This is a genomic window from Streptomyces sp. NPDC048197 (assembly GCF_043202395.1).
GTDB classification, from domain to species: Bacteria; Actinomycetota; Actinomycetes; order Streptomycetales; family Streptomycetaceae; genus Streptomyces; species Streptomyces siderophoricus.
Map to the genome: position 1 here is coordinate 244,800 of NZ_JBIDAJ010000003.1, position 14,198 is coordinate 258,997.

The 14,198-nt window shown below is 70.5% G+C and carries 12 protein-coding genes; 1 reads left to right on the forward strand and 11 read right to left on the reverse strand.

Features of this window, described 5'->3' with window-relative positions; genetic code table 11:
• Window positions 1–47: 47 nt before the first annotated feature.
• Together lspA and ACGF4C_RS06395 are read right to left on the reverse strand one after the other, a co-directional pair.
• Complete coding sequence (lspA, locus tag ACGF4C_RS06390) at window positions 48–662, reverse strand: signal peptidase II (protein WP_393563743.1); 615 nt, start codon at window positions 660–662, stop codon at window positions 48–50.
• Window positions 663–790: 128 nt separating this feature from the next.
• Window positions 791–1,504: a TraR/DksA family transcriptional regulator gene (locus tag ACGF4C_RS06395; RefSeq protein ID WP_393563744.1), complete on the reverse strand. Its 714-nt coding sequence runs from the start codon at window positions 1,502–1,504 to the stop codon at window positions 791–793.
• A 595-nt stretch (window positions 1,505–2,099) separates the two neighbouring features.
• Between ACGF4C_RS06395 and ileS the strand changes: the two genes are divergently transcribed.
• On the forward strand, window positions 2,100–5,261 hold the full coding sequence (ileS, locus tag ACGF4C_RS06400) for an isoleucine--tRNA ligase (RefSeq protein WP_393563745.1): 3,162 nt from the start codon (window positions 2,100–2,102) through the stop codon (window positions 5,259–5,261).
• 232 nt (window positions 5,262–5,493) lie between these two features.
• Here the strand turns inward: ileS and ACGF4C_RS06405 are convergent, their stop codons facing one another.
• From ACGF4C_RS06405 to ftsW, 9 genes are all read right to left on the reverse strand, one after another.
• The gene (locus tag ACGF4C_RS06405) at window positions 5,494–6,600 is read right to left on the reverse strand and encodes a DivIVA domain-containing protein (RefSeq protein ID WP_030807681.1); all 1,107 of its coding nucleotides are present in this window, start codon (window positions 6,598–6,600) and stop codon (window positions 5,494–5,496) included.
• A gap of 49 nt (window positions 6,601–6,649) precedes the next feature.
• Window positions 6,650–6,943, reverse strand: a complete 294-nt coding sequence (locus tag ACGF4C_RS06410; protein ID WP_030415214.1) for a YggT family protein — start codon at window positions 6,941–6,943, stop codon at window positions 6,650–6,652.
• A gap of 66 nt (window positions 6,944–7,009) precedes the next feature.
• Entirely contained in the window at window positions 7,010–7,630 is a 621-nt protein-coding gene (gene sepF / locus ACGF4C_RS06415; RefSeq protein WP_030415215.1) for a cell division protein SepF, read from the reverse strand.
• A 122-nt stretch (window positions 7,631–7,752) separates the two neighbouring features.
• Window positions 7,753–8,475, reverse strand: coding sequence for a YggS family pyridoxal phosphate-dependent enzyme (locus tag ACGF4C_RS06420; RefSeq protein ID WP_393563746.1), 723 nt, complete (start codon window positions 8,473–8,475; stop codon window positions 7,753–7,755).
• Window positions 8,472–9,218 carry a peptidoglycan editing factor PgeF gene (pgeF, locus tag ACGF4C_RS06425; protein ID WP_393563748.1) on the reverse strand — a complete coding sequence of 249 codons (747 nt, stop codon included), beginning with the start codon at window positions 9,216–9,218 and terminating at the stop codon, window positions 8,472–8,474. The genes ACGF4C_RS06420 and pgeF overlap by 4 nt, the downstream gene beginning before the upstream one ends.
• Window positions 9,219–9,232: 14 nt before the next feature.
• Entirely contained in the window at window positions 9,233–10,489 is a 1,257-nt protein-coding gene (gene ftsZ, locus ACGF4C_RS06430; protein ID WP_393563750.1) for a cell division protein FtsZ, read from the reverse strand.
• Between the two features lie 282 nt (window positions 10,490–10,771).
• On the reverse strand, window positions 10,772–11,587 hold the full coding sequence (locus tag ACGF4C_RS06435; RefSeq protein ID WP_393563751.1) for a cell division protein FtsQ/DivIB: 816 nt from the start codon (window positions 11,585–11,587) through the stop codon (window positions 10,772–10,774).
• Window positions 11,588–11,609: 22 nt separating this feature from the next.
• A complete protein-coding gene (gene murG, locus ACGF4C_RS06440) occupies window positions 11,610–12,701 on the reverse strand; it encodes an undecaprenyldiphospho-muramoylpentapeptide beta-N-acetylglucosaminyltransferase (protein WP_030415220.1) in 1,092 nt (363 codons plus the stop codon).
• A gap of 6 nt (window positions 12,702–12,707) precedes the next feature.
• A complete protein-coding gene (gene ftsW, locus ACGF4C_RS06445) occupies window positions 12,708–14,159 on the reverse strand; it encodes a putative lipid II flippase FtsW (protein ID WP_393563753.1) in 1,452 nt (483 codons plus the stop codon).
• Window positions 14,160–14,198 lie beyond the last annotated feature (39 nt).

The window sequence follows — 14,198 nt, forward strand, 5'->3', positions numbered from 1 at the left end:
GTGCCCTGCCCGGCGGCCGGGGGCCCGGCCCCCGACCCCTGGTGAGGTCAGTCCTTGTGGAGCGTCCCGTCGGGGTCCAGCCCCCGGAACGAGAGGATCACGATCAGGATGCCGCCGCAGACGATGGCGGAGTCGGCGAGGTTGAAGACGGCGAAGTGGGCGGGGGCGATGAAGTCGACCACGGCACCCTCGAAGACGCCCGGCGAGCGGAAGATCCGGTCGGTGAGGTTGCCGAAGGCGCCGCCGAGCAGCAGCCCGAGGGCGATGGCCCAGGGCAGGCTGTAGAGCTTGCGGGCGACCCGGGCGATGACCAGGATCACGGCCGCCGCGATGATCGTCAGGAAGATGGTCAGCGCCTCGCCGATGCTGAAGGCGGCGCCGCGGTTGCGGATCACACTGAACTGCAGCAGCGTGCCGATCACCTGGATCGGCTCGTGGTTCTCCAGCTTGGCCACGACCAGCAGCTTGCTTCCCAGGTCGAGCAGGTAGACCACGCACGCCACCAGCAGCAGCGCGGCGATCCGCCGCTTGCCGCGGCCGGCGCCCCGCTCCGCCTCCGCCGGTGCGTCCGCTGCGTCCCCCGCTGTGGAATCCACCGGGGAATCCGCTCCGGTACCCGGCTCGGGTTCCGGCGTGCCGGTGATGCGTTCCGCCTCTGCCACGTGTGAGTCCCTCAGCCCGTCGTGTCCGCCGCCAGGCCGTGCCTGGCTGAACCACGAGAGTACGGCACACACGTACGGGCGCGGGCGGTCCGGGGGCCGCCCGCGACGACCGGTCCGAGGGCGCCGGCTCAGCGGCGCTCCTGCTTCTGCTTGCACTCCACGCACAGCGTCGCCCGGGGGAATGCCTGCATCCGCGCCTTGCCGATGGGGTTGCCGCAGTTCTCGCACAGTCCGTAGGTGCCCGCGTCCAGCCGGCCGAGGGCCCGCTCGGTCTGGTGGAGCATCTCGCGGGCGTTGGAGGCGAGCGCGAGCTCGTGTTCACGGGTGATGTTCTTGCTGCCGGTGTCCGCCTCGTCGTCGCCGGCGCCGTCGCCGGAGTCGCGCATCAGCCCGGCGATGGCGTCCTCGGCGGTGGTGATCTCCAGCCGCAGCCGCCCGACCTCCTCCATCAGTTCCGACCGGGCCTCGGCGACCTCGGCGGCCGTCCAGGGGTCCTCGCCGGGCCGGACCGCGAGCTCGCCGGGCGCCGCGGCCGTCCGGGCCACGGGCACCGCGGAGTCGTTGCCGTGCTCCCCGGCCGTCGCGGCCGCCGTCTTCTTCGCCACCACCGTCTTGGCTCCCGTCTTCTTCGCGGGCACCGCGGCCTTCGTGGCCGGAGCCCGCTTCGCGGTCTTCGCGGCCGCCGTCTTCTTGGCCGTGGTCTTCGTGGCCGTCGTCTTCCGGGCGGCAGCCTTCTTCGGAGCGGCCTTCTTCGGAGTGCTGTTCTTCGGTGCGGGCTGCTTCGCGACGGCCTCGCCGGCAGGCGTCGTGCTCTTCTCCGCGGCGGTCTTCTTCGCCACCATGGCCGCGACCCCTTCACATATGTGACTTTTATTCGCGAATCGTGACGGGAACGATAAATCGCCACAGAGCACGCGGCAACGGGACGCACCGCCCCATCGGGTCCTGCCACCCGGCCCGGAAGTCCGGTCTGCCTCGGTTGTGCCCCGCTACCCGCCCGGTAATCCGCTTGGCCGCCCGGCACCCGGCCGCTGGCCATTCGGGTCACGGCCCGGTCGCGCGCCCCCGTTCCGCACCACCGCCGGCACTCCCTGCGGAACCCTGCGCCCGCCCCCGTACGCCCCCGCCGGAATTCCGGTCGGCCGCTGTCGGTGGCGCCCCGTACACTGGGCCCAGCGAGAGGCAGTGATGGGACGAGTAGCGCCGTACGCAGCCAGCAGCGACCCGGGGACGGTGGAAGCCCGGGGGCGTGCGCGGCGTGAAGATCACCCCGGAGCCGCCGGAAGAAAGCTCTGGAAAGGGCGAGTAGAACCGGCAGCGCGACCCCAATGAGGGGGCGGTGCGGCACGCACCGCCAAGGAGGGTGGTACCGCGGGAGCCAGGGCTCTCGTCCCTCCGGACGGAGAAGCAGCAGATGTCCGCCGGAGGAAGCCCCCGATGAGTGAGCAGCCCTTGTACCGCCAGGTACCCGCCCAGGTAGACCTGCCCGCCCTCGAGCACGCCGTGCTCGATTTCTGGCAGGAGCAGAAGGTCTTCGCCCGCACCCTCCAGCAGTCCGAGGGCCGGCCCGAGTGGGTCTTCTACGAGGGCCCCCCGACAGCCAACGGCATGCCCGGCGCGCACCACATCGAGGCCCGCGTCTTCAAGGACGTCTTCCCCCGGTTCCGCACGATGCAGGGCTACCACGTCGACCGCAAGGCCGGCTGGGACTGCCACGGCCTCCCGGTCGAGCTGGCCGTGGAGAAGGAGCTGGGCTTCAACGGCAAGAAGGACATCGAGGCGTACGGCATCGCCGAGTTCAACGCCAAGTGCCGCGAATCGGTGACCCGGCACACCGACGCCTTCGCCGAGCTCACCACGCGGATGGGCTACTGGACCGACCTCGACAACCCGTACCGCACCATGGACCCCGACTACATCGAGTCGGTGTGGTGGTCGCTGAAGCAGATCTTCACCAAGGGCCTGCTGGTCCAGGACCACCGCGTCGCCCCGTGGTGCCCGCGCTGCGGCACCGGCCTGTCGGACCACGAGCTGGCACAGGGCTACGAAACCGTCGTCGACCCCTCGGTCTACGTCCGCCTCCCGCTGACCTCCGGCCCGCTGGCCGGCGAGGCCGCGCTGCTGGTCTGGACGACGACCCCCTGGACCCTGGTCTCCAACGTCGCCGCCGCCGCGCACCCGGACGTCACCTACGTCGTCGCCACCGACGGCACGGAGAAGCTGGTCGTCGCCGAACCCCTGCTGGAGAAGGCGCTGGGCGAGGGCTGGGAGGCCACCGGGCAGTCCTTCACCGGCCGCGAGATGGAGCGCTGGTCCTACGAGCGCCCGTTCTCCCTGGTCGAGCTGGACGGCGCCAACTTCGTCGTCAACGCCGAGTACGTCACCACCGACGACGGCACGGGTCTGGTCCACCAGGCCCCGGCCTTCGGTGAGGACGACCTCAAGACCTGCAAGGCGTACGGCCTCCCGGTCGTCAACCCGGTCCGCCCCGACGGCACCTTCGAGGACGAACTCCCCCTGGTCGGCGGCCAGTTCTTCAAGAAGGCCGACGGCACGCTGGTGGCCGACCTGGACGCCCGCGGCCTGCTCTTCAAGCACATCGCCTACGAGCACAGCTACCCGCACTGCTGGCGCTGCCACACCGCACTGCTCTACTACGCCCAGCCGTCGTGGTACATCCGCACCACCGCCGTCAAGGACGCCCTCCTCCGGGAGAACGAGAACACCAGCTGGTTCCCCGAGTCGGTCAAGCACGGCCGGTTCGGCGACTGGCTGAGCAACAACATCGACTGGGCGCTGTCCCGCAACCGCTACTGGGGCACCCCGCTGCCCATCTGGCGCTGCGAGGACGACCACCTCACCTGCGTCGGCTCGCTCGCCGAGCTGACCGAGCTGACCGGCACCGACCAGTCGGGCCTGGACCCGCACCGCCCGTTCATCGACGCGATCACCTTCGGGTGCCCCGAGGAGGGCTGCGCCCACACCGCGGTCCGCGTCCCGGAGGTCATCGACGCCTGGTACGACTCCGGCTCGATGCCGTTCGCGCAGTGGGGCTACCCGTACCGCAACAAGGAGCTCTTCGAGAAGCGCTACCCGGCGCAGTTCATCTCGGAGGCCATCGACCAGACCCGCGGCTGGTTCTACACGCTGATGGCCGTCGGCACCCTGGTCTTCGACAAGTCGTCGTACGAGAACGTGGTCTGCCTCGGCCACATCCTCGCCGAGGACGGCCGGAAGATGTCCAAGCACCTGGGCAACATCCTCCAGCCGATCCCGCTCATGGACCAGCACGGCGCGGACGCGGTCCGCTGGTTCATGGCGGCCGGCGGTTCGCCGTGGGCCGCCCGCCGGGTGGGCCACAACACCATCCAGGAAGTCGTCCGCAAGACCCTGCTGACGTACTGGAACACCGTCGCCTTCCAGGCGCTGTACGCCCGGACGTCCCAGTGGGCGCCGTCCGCGTCCGACCCGGCCCCGGCCGAGCGGCCGCTGCTGGACCGCTGGCTGCTCGGTGAACTGAACACCCTCGTCGAGCAGGTCACCGACTCCCTGGAGTCCTTCGACACCCAGCGCGCCGGCAAGCTGCTGTCCGCCTTCGTCGACGACCTGTCCAACTGGTACGTCCGCCGCTCGCGCCGCCGCTTCTGGCAGGGCGACGCGGCCGCGCTGCGCACCCTCCACGAGGTCATCGAGACGGTCACCCGCCTGATGGCGCCGCTCACCCCGTTCATCACCGAGCGGGTCTGGCAGGACCTGGTCGCCCCGGTCACCCCGGACGCCCCGGACTCCGTCCACCTCTCCAGCTGGCCGGTCGCCGAGCAGTCGCTGATCGACCCGGCGCTCTCCGCCCAGATGGCGCTGGTCCGCCGGCTGGTCGAGCTGGGCCGGGCGACCCGCGCCGAGTCCGGTGTGAAGACCCGCCAGCCGCTGTCCCGCGCGCTGGTCGCGGCCCACGGCTTCGCCGGGCTGCCCGAGGACCTGCGCGCCCAGATCGCCGAGGAGCTGAACGTCAGCTCGCTGGCATCCCTCGCAGAATCTTCCTCTGGTCGAGGGGGCGGCGGCTCGCTCGTCGACACCACCGCGAAGGCCAACTTCCGTGCGCTGGGCAAGCGGTTCGGCAAGGGCGTCCAGGCGGTCGCCAAGGCCATCGCCGGCGCGGACGCCGCGGCGCTCTCGCTCGCGCTCCGGGAAGGCACGGCGAGCGTCGAGGTCGACGGCGAGACCGTCTCCCTCACCCCGGACGAGGTCATCATCACCGAAACCCCCCGCGAGGGCTGGTCGGTGGCCTCCGACGCGGGCGCCACGGTCGCCCTGGACCTGGAGATCACCCCCGAGCTGCGCCGGGCCGGTCTGGCCCGGGACGCGATCCGGCTGATCCAGGAGGCGCGGAAGAACAGCGGTCTGGACGTCGCCGACCGGATCGCGCTGCGCTGGGCGTCGTCCGAGGAGGAAGTCCGTACGGCCCTGGCCGAGCACGCCGGTCTGATCGCCGAGGAGGTCCTCGCCACGGACTTCGCCCCCGGCGAGCCGGACAGCGGCTACGGCCCGGCCTTCGCCGACGAGGCACTGGCACTGACGTTCCACCTCCGTAAGGCGTAATCCGCGAGGCCCGACCTCACCCAGAATGCCCCGGTGTGCACCACACCGGGGCATTCGCCATTTCCGTACAGGTATGGGCAGTTGAGACCGTTTTATCAACATGGACCCCGGTCGCCAACGCCCTGTCGGGGCGCGCCCCGTCAGGGCCCACCCACCGCACAAAAGGGCCGGGCCCCGAGGGAAGTCCCTCGGGGCCCGGCCCTGATTGCCGACGGTACGCCTCAGGCGGGCGTCAGTTGTCGTCCTCGTCGATGAGGAAGCCCCTCATCGGCGACGGGGTCTGCTGCATCGGCGACGGGCCCTGCGGCCGCACCGGAGCCATCGGCTGGGTCATCGCCGGCGACATCTGCTGCTGACCGCCGTAGGACGGACCACCGCTGGAACCGTTGCCCATCGAGTGGTTGCCGCCCATGGACTGGCCGCCACCCATGGTGTGGTTGCCGCCCATCGTGCCGGCACCGGCCGACGCCATCGACGGGGACGGCGGCAGCGAGGCGGCGGCCGGGGTCCGCGGCGGGGCGAGCGAGTCGTCCGCCTGGTTCTCCAGCTGACGCAGCTGGCTCTCCAGGTAGGACTTCAGCCGCGTGCGGTACTCGCGCTCGAAGCCGCGCAGGTCCTCGACCTTGCGCTCCAGCGTCGCGCGGGCCGACTCCAGCGAGCCCATCGCCACGCGGTGCTTCTCCTGCGCGTCCCGCTCCAGCGCGTCGGCCTTGGCGCGGGCGTCCCGCTCCAGGCCCTCGGCACGGCTGCGCGCCTCACCGACGATCTTGTTGGCCTCGGAACGGGCCTCCGCGATCGCCTGGTCGGCGGTCTGCTGCGCCAGCGACAGCACGCGCGCGGCACTGTCACCACCGGGACCGCCCTGCGGGCCGCCCTGCTGGAGCTGCTGCGGACCACCGGGGCCGCCCATCGGGCCACCCATCGGGCCGCCGGGGCCCATCGGACCGGGACCGTGCGGGCCCTGCGGGCCGTGGCCACCGGGACCAGGAGGCAGCTGCGGTGCACCACCGGGCAGTTGGGGCGGGCCACCCATCCCCTGCTGCTGCGGCGGGACCGGCTGCGGACCGGATATGGCGGCGGGCACGGGAGCCCCGGGACGCTGCTGCTGCTCCTGCTGCTGGTCCGGTCCCTTGCGCAGCCCCTGCTGCTGCTGGTTCTGCGCGGCGGCGCGGGTGGCGGCGGCCAGCTTGGCGCGCAGGTCCTCGTTCTCCCGCAGGAGCCGGGTCAGTTCGGCTTCGACCTCATCGAGGAAGGCATCGACCTCGTCCTCGTCATAGCCTTCTCGGAGGCGGACGGTCGTGAACTGCTTGTTCCGCACGTCCTCGGGGGTCAACGGCATCTCTACTTCACCTCAACGTAGTCGTCGGCAATCGGCAAGACCGTATCGTTCACACCAACAACACCGACCTCACGACGGTGATCAGGATGTAGACGATGATCATCAATACGAAGAAGGACAGGTCGAGCGCCACGCCCCCGAGACGCAGCGGCGGGATTACCCGCCGCAGAAGCTTGAGTGGCGGATCAGTGACAGTGTAGGCGGCCTCCAGAATGACCACCATCGCCTTGCCGGGTTGCCATGAACGGGCGAACTGGAAGACATAGTCCATCACCAGCCGGAAGATCAACACGATCAGGAAGCAGTACAGCGCGATATAGATCACCTGACCAGCGACACTCATCTCGCGCGTCCCTCTCCCCTTGCTTCTGTGTCGGCCCAACGGCCTCGGTGTGCCCGGTGTTGCGTCTCAGCTCTGGTTGAAGAACCCGCCCTCTGCGATACGGGCCTTGTCCTCCGCCGTGACATCGACGTTAGCAGGCGACAACAGGAACACCTTCTGCGTCACCCGCTCGATGCTGCCGTGAAGACCAAACACCAAACCGGCCGCAAAGTCGACAAGTCGCTTCGCATCGGTGTCATCCATCTCCGTGAGATTCATGATCACCGGAGTGCCCTCGCGGAAGTGTTCCCCGATGGTACGGGCTTCGTTGTAGGTCCGCGGGTGCAGCGTGGTGATGCGGTAGGGCTCCCGCTCGGACACAACCTTGGGCATGATCACCGGTGCGTTCTTCTCCAGATTCGGACGGTCGGGTGTGATGGATGACACGGGGGCGATTCGCGCGGGTCGTCCGTTTTCCGGGGCGAGCGGGGCGGGTTCGCGTTGCGCCGGGGGCGTCACGGCACGGACGGGTTCGTCCCGTTCCGGGCGTGTTTCGGCCTGCACTTGGTGCTGTTGCCGCCGTCCCCGGTCGGGTTCCGGGTCGAGCTCGGGCTCGAACTCGTCGTCGGGGTCGAACCCCCGGCCGTCGTACCCATCGTCCTCCACGAGGCCGAGGTAGACCGCCATCTTGCGCATCGCGCCGGCCATTCTCTGCGTCCTCCGCTCTGTGGTGGATCGGCTCCGTCACCAGGGCCTTGGATCCACGCGGCCTCCCCGCTTTCTGCGGAAATGACCATATTTTGTGCTGTGGTCCGACTTGCTTGGCGACGTTACCCGAGCCGTGGTCGGACTCCGAGTACCGCGGTACCGACGCGCACATGTGTCGCTCCGGCCGCCACGGCGTCCTCAAGGTCCGCGCTCATGCCTGCGGACACCATGTTGGCAGCAGGATGGGTGGCGCGCAGGTCGGTTGAGATTTCCATGAGCCGTTCGAACGCGGCCAGTTGGCGGCCGGCGTACGGCCCGGCCAGCGGCGCGACCGTCATCACGCCGTCCAGCCGCAGCCCTTCGGCTCCGGCGATCGCCTCCGCCAGCGCCGGGACGCCGTCCGGCGCCACACCGCCCCGCTCGCCCTGCTGACCGGACTCGGCGTCAAGTGCCACCTGGACAAGGCACCCCAGCTCGCGGCCCGCGCGGACCGCTTCCTTGGAGAGCGCGGTGACCAGTCGTGCCCGGTCGACCGACTGCACAATTCCGGCATAACTCGCCACGGACCGCACCTTGTTGGTCTGCAACTGACCGACGAAGTGCCAAGTAAGCGGCAAATCAGCACATTCGGCGGCCTTGGGTGCCGCCTCCTGGTCACGGTTCTCGGCGACCTGCCGCACGCCAAGTTCCGCCAGCAGCCGGGCGTCGCTCGCGGGGTAGGTCTTGGTGACGACGATCAGCGTCACCTCGTCCCGCGGCCGGCCGGCCTTGGCGCAGGCGGCGGAGATACGATCCTCCACCCGCGCCAGGTTGGTCGCCAGTTCCGTTCTACGGTCGTCCGTCACAGCTCGCCGTCCAGCCACACGTAACTCGCGAGCCGCCCGGTCGTGCGGTCGCGCCGATAGGAGAAGTGATCCGCGGATTCCCGCGTGCAGACGTCCGGGATGTGGGGATCGTCACGCACCGGCACGCCCGCCGCGGCGAGTTGGGCGCGAACGCCGGCGATGACGTCCACCGCCGGGGTGCCCCAGCTGGTCGTCGCGTGCGCTTCGGGCACCACCGCCGCGACCTCGGACCGCATCCGGTCGGGCACCTCGTAACAGCGTCCGCAGATCGCCGGGCCGGTGTACGCGAGGATCCGGGCCGGCTCCGCGCCCAGCTCGGTCATCGCCTCGACGGCCGCCGGTACGACACCGGCGACCAGGCCCGGCCGGCCGGCATGTGCCGCCCCGGTGACGCCCGCGACCGGGTCGGCGAGGAGTACCGGGGTGCAGTCGGCGGTCAGGACGGCGAGTGCGAGACCCCGGCGGGCCGACACCACCGCGTCCACGCACGGGACGTCGGCGTCGCGCCAGGGTCCGTCGACCACCGCCACGTCCCGGCCGTGGACCTGGTTCATCCAGACCACCGCGGCCGGGTCGAGACCGAGCGCACCGGCCGCGAGGGCGCGGTTGGTGCGGACGGCCTGCGGGTCGTCGCCGACCGCGCCCCCCAGGTTGAGCTGCTCATACGGAGCGGCGCTCACCCCGCCCCACCTGTCGGTGAAGGCGAAGTGCGCGCCGCTTTCGTGGTGCTGTTGCCCTATCACTTCGGTGCTTTACGTCACTTCAGGAAGTCGGGAACGTCGAGTTCCTCGGCCGCGCTGTCGGAGTACGACGGACGGGCCGGGGGAACCTGCGGCCCGCTCGACGGGGTGGCTGCGGACTCGCCCAGCGAGGACGCCGGCTCGGCGGCCGGTTCGCCACGGTCCGCCAGGGCTCCGGCGTCCCGCACCGGGACGGAGCCCAGGCCGCCGAACGACGAGGCCGGGGTGCGGGGCTCGGGCGGGGCGGCCGGACGGCTGGCGGCCGGGGCCGGCTCCTCGCGCTTCGGGGACGACAGTGCGGCCTGCTGGTCGCGGCGGGCCGGCGGCTGGCCACCGTCGAAGCCCGCGGCGATGACGGTGACCCGGACCTCGTCACCCAGCGCGTCGTCGATGACCGCACCGAAGATGATGTTGGCCTCCGGGTGGGCGGCCTCGCTGACCAGCTGGGCGGCCTCGTTGATCTCGAACAGGCCGAGGTCGGAGCCGCCGGAGATGGACAGCAGCACGCCGCGGGCACCGTCGATGGACGCCTCCAGGAGCGGCGAGGAGATCGCCATCTCCGCGGCGGCCACCGCGCGGTCGTCGCCGCGCGCCGAGCCGATGCCCATGAGGGCCGAGCCGGCCTCCGACATCACGGACTTGACGTCGGCGAAGTCGAGGTTGATCAGGCCGGGCGTGGTGATCAGGTCGGTGATGCCCTGGACACCCGACAGCAGCACCTGGTCCGCGGACTTGAACGCGTCGAGCACGCTCACCTGGCGGTCCGAGATGGACAGCAGCCGGTCGTTGGGGATCACGATGAGGGTGTCGACCTCTTCGCGCAGCTGGGCGATGCCGTCCTCGGCCTGGTTGGCGCGACGGCGGCCCTCGAAGGTGAACGGCCGGGTGACCACACCGATCGTCAGGGCGCCCAGCGAGCGGGCGATGTTGGCGACGACCGGTGCGCCGCCGGTGCCGGTGCCGCCGCCCTCGCCCGCGGTCACGAAGACCATGTCGGCCCCCTTGAGGACCTCCTCGATCTCCTCGCGGTGGTCCTCGGCCGCCTTGCGCCCCACGTCCGGGTTGGCGCCGGCGCCGAGGCCGCGGGTCATTTCGCGGCCGACGTCGAGCTTGACGTCGGCGTCGCTCATCAGCAGCGCCTGCGCATCGGTATTGATCGCGATGAACTCGACGCCCTTGAGCCCGACCTCGATCATCCGGTTGATGGCGTTCACGCCACCGCCGCCGATGCCGACGACCTTGATGACTGCGAGGTAGTTCTGCGGTGCTGCCACGTCGAAGGCCTCTCGCCTCGAGTTACGTGTCGTCGCCGCACTTGCGTGTGGACGCCGACTGATGCCGATGGGACGGTCCGTATCGCCGACCCGAACCCTAACGTTGAAGTTTAGGGTTACCTGTGCCTGTGTTCCTTGGTTCCATAGTCCCTTTGGAACGAGACACTAAGTCGACAAGGCGCGCCCGTTCAACGAACACGCCGAACCTCCCGTTTTTCTTTTCACCCTATGTGATCACCCATAGTCGTAGCCATCCAGGGTGCTGGCCTGCGACTTGGTACGTCAACTCCCGGACACCGCAGGGGCGCTGGGGACCGAGACATCGAAGTGCCGGGCGGTACGGGCCGCTTTCAGCAGCGCGACCAGCACCTTCGCCTTTTCGGCGCCCTGTTCGCGGCTGCCCCAGGCCACCGTGCGCCCGCCGGCCAGTTCGACGCTGATGGCGTCATATGACCGCACTCGGACCTTGCGTACGTCTTTGCGTACGACTGGGGGCAGATCCTGAGCGACCTCGACCGCGGCGCGCCGCAACCGGTCGGGACCGAACCGGCGCAGACTCGGGGAGTCGGAAACGGACATTTCCAGAAGGGGAACGCCCTTGGGGGCGGCGCTGACGGTGGCGAACCGGACGCCCTCGACGTCCACTTCGGCAAACTTTCCGCCCGTTTGCATCAGCAGTTCCGGGGTTCTTTCCGTCACTTCGAGACTGATGGTGTGCGGCCAGGACCGTTCCACGTCAACGCTCTTGATGCGCGGCAGCCGGGCCCGCAACCGGTGTTCGAGGGCGTCGGTGTCCACCGAGATCAGTGGGGAGTTCACCGGGGCGTGCGCCGCCGCGACGACCTCACGCGGGGTCAGGACGTCGGTCCCGGTGGCCCGGACGCGCTCCAGCCGCAGCCAGTCGGAGGCGTAGAGCGCCCAGACGCCGAACGCGCCGAGCAGCACCGCGAGGACCAGGATGATGATCAGACCGCGGCGGCCCGGCGCGCGACGGGGCAGGCGCACCCAGCGGAGTCTTCGCCCGCGCACCTCCGCGGAGGAGGGCGGGCCGGACGGTGACTTCTTCTCGCCGCGCCGGGCGGTCGTCGGTCCGGCCACGCTCCCTGCCTTCTCTCGTGCGCTACTTGCGGTGCTGCTCGATCGCCTCGTACACCATGCCGACCAGCAGCTCGTCGGCGTCCCGGCGGCCGAACTCGGAGGCCGCGCGGGACATCTCGTACAGCCGGTGCGGATCGGCCAGGACCGGGAGCACATTGCCCTGCACCCAGTCCGGGGTCAGCTGGGCGTCGTCGACCAGCAGGCCCCCGCCGGCGTTGACCAGCGGCTGGGCGTTCAGCCGCTGCTCGCCGTTGCCGATGGGCAGCGGGACGAACGCGGCCGGCAGCCCGACGGCGGACAACTCGGCGACGGTCATCGCGCCCGCACGGCAGAGCATCATGTCCGCCGCGGCGTACGCGAGATCCATCCGGTCCACGTACGGTACCGGGACATAGGGCGGCATCCCGGGCATGTTGTCCACATGCGGCAATTCGTTCTTCGGGCCGACCGCATGGAGCACCTGGATGCCGGCGCGCTGGAGGGCCGGCACGGCGGCCTGGATGACCTCGTTCAGCCGGCGGGCACCCTGGGAGCCACCGGACACCAGCAGGGTCGGCAGGTTGGGGTCGAGGCCGAAGGCGGCCCGCGCCTCGGGGCGGACCGCGGCCCGGTCGAGGGTGGCGATGGTGCGGCGCAGCGGGATGCCGACGTAGCGGGCGCCGCGCAGCTTGCTGTCGGGGGTGCTGACGGCGACGAATTTCGCGTACCGCGAACCGATCTTGTTGGCCAGGCCGGGGCGGGCGTTGGCCTCGTGGACGATGATCGGCACCCCGAGCCGCTTGGCGGCCAGATAGCCGGGCAGCGCCACGTAGCCGCCGAAGCCGACCACGCAGTCGGCCTTGGTGCGCTCCAGGATCTGCTCGGCGGCCTTGATCGTGCCGCGCAGCCGCCCGGGGACGGTGATCAGTTCGGGGGTGGGCTTGCGCGGCAGCGGTACGGCCGGGATGAGGCCCAGCTCATAGCCGCGCTCCGGGACGAGCCGGGTCTCCAGCCCCTTCTCCGTGCCGAGTGCCGTGATCCCCACGGTGGGGTCCTGCCTCCGCAGTGCGTCCGCGAGGGCGAGCGCGGGCTCGATGTGGCCGGCGGTCCCCCCACCGGCGAGTACGACATGCACCGAAATTCACCGCTCTCCGGACGGCCGCTTCTTGACGCGCCGTCTCATCGTCTTCCATCTCACCCCAGCCGGTTTCCTGCCGAAAACCGGCTTCCGCGTAGCCAGCGCGGCCAGTGCCGCCCGTGCGGCGGGCTCGTCACGCGCGAAGGCGATCAGCAGCCCGACGGCGAACATCGTCGGCAGCAGGGCGGAGCCTCCGTAGGAGAACAGCGGGAGCGGGACACCGGCGATCGGCAGCAGGCCGAGCACCGCACCGATGTTGACCACGGCCTGGGCCGTGATCCAGGTGGTCACGCCTCCCGCGGCGTACCGTACGAAGGGGTCCTCCGTGCGTCCGGCCACGCGGATACCCGCATAGCCTAGAGCCGCGAAGAGGGCGAGGACCGACAGCGTCCCCGCCAGACCCAGTTCCTCCCCGGTGATGGCGAAGATGAAGTCGGTGTGCGGTTCAGGGAGTTCACCCCATTTTTCCATACTTGCGCCGAGGCCGGAACCGAAGAATCCGCCGGAGGCCAGGGCGTAGATCCCGTGCACGGCCTGCCAGCACTGGTCACCGGGGCCCGGATCGGTCGCGCCGATGCAGGCCAGCCGGGACATCCGGTTGGCGCTGGTCTTGATCAGCAGCGCGCCGATCACCGTCGCGGTGCCCAGCACGCCGACGAACAGCCGGGTCGGCGCACCCGCCAGCCACAGCAGCCCGAACAGGATCGCCGTGAGAATGATCGCGGTGCCCATGTCGCCGCCGAGCATGATCAGGCCGAGCAGCAGGAACGCCACCGGGATCAGCGGCACCAGCAGGTGCTTCCACTGCACCAGCAGCTTCTTGTCGTGCTTGCGGGCCAGCAGGTCGGCGCCCCACAGGACCAGCGCGAGTTTGGCGAACTCGCTCGGTTGCATCTGGAAAGGGCCGCCGAGGTTGATCCAGTTCTGGTTGCCGTTGACCGCGACCCCTATGCCCGGAATCTGCACCAGGCACATCAGGAAGACCGAGACCGCGAGCAGCGGATAGGCCAGCGTACGGTGCAGCCGGACCGGCATACGGGTGGCGATCAGCAGCAGCCCGCCGCCGAGCACGGCCGCGAGCAGCTGTTTGCGGAAGAAATACGACGGGGCGAGACCGGACTGCAGCGCCTTGATCTGGGACGCCGAGTAGACCATCACCAGGCCCAGGACGGTGATCAGCAGACTGCCGCCGAGGATCAGGTAGTACGCGGTCAGCGGACGGTCCCAGGCGCGCTTCAACCGGTCCAGCAGCCGCCGCGGACCGCCGGCCGGTGGACGGCCGCCGCCGCGCGCCGGGCGCGCCGTTGCGGGCCGGCGGGGCGGGCGCGCGGGGCCGGATCCGCGTCCGCCGGCTCGCGCAGAGGCTCCCGCACGCGGTCCCGCGGACGATCCGCCGCCCGCTCTCGCAGAAGATCCCCCGCCCGCTCTCCCTGCGTCCGCCGATCGGGCCGTCATCCTCGTCCCCTCCAGGTGCGCTCGCCGCCGGCTGCCGGC

Bases quoted from the DNA above. Each gene is read 5' to 3' on its own strand.
- ileS (WP_393563745.1), top strand. From the start codon at position 2,100: ATGAGTGAGCAGCCCTTGTACCGCCAGGTACCCGCCCAGGTAGACCTG.
- ACGF4C_RS06395 (WP_393563744.1), bottom strand. From the start codon at position 1,504: ATGGTGGCGAAGAAGACCGCCGCGGAGAAGAGCACGACGCCTGCCGGC.
- ACGF4C_RS06405 (WP_030807681.1), bottom strand. From the start codon at position 6,600: ATGCCGTTGACCCCCGAGGACGTGCGGAACAAGCAGTTCACGACCGTC.
- ftsW (WP_393563753.1), bottom strand. From the start codon at position 14,159: ATGACGGCCCGATCGGCGGACGCAGGGAGAGCGGGCGGGGGATCTTCT.
- ACGF4C_RS06410 (WP_030415214.1), bottom strand. From the start codon at position 6,943: ATGAGTGTCGCTGGTCAGGTGATCTATATCGCGCTGTACTGCTTCCTG.
- sepF (WP_030415215.1), bottom strand. From the start codon at position 7,630: ATGGCCGGCGCGATGCGCAAGATGGCGGTCTACCTCGGCCTCGTGGAG.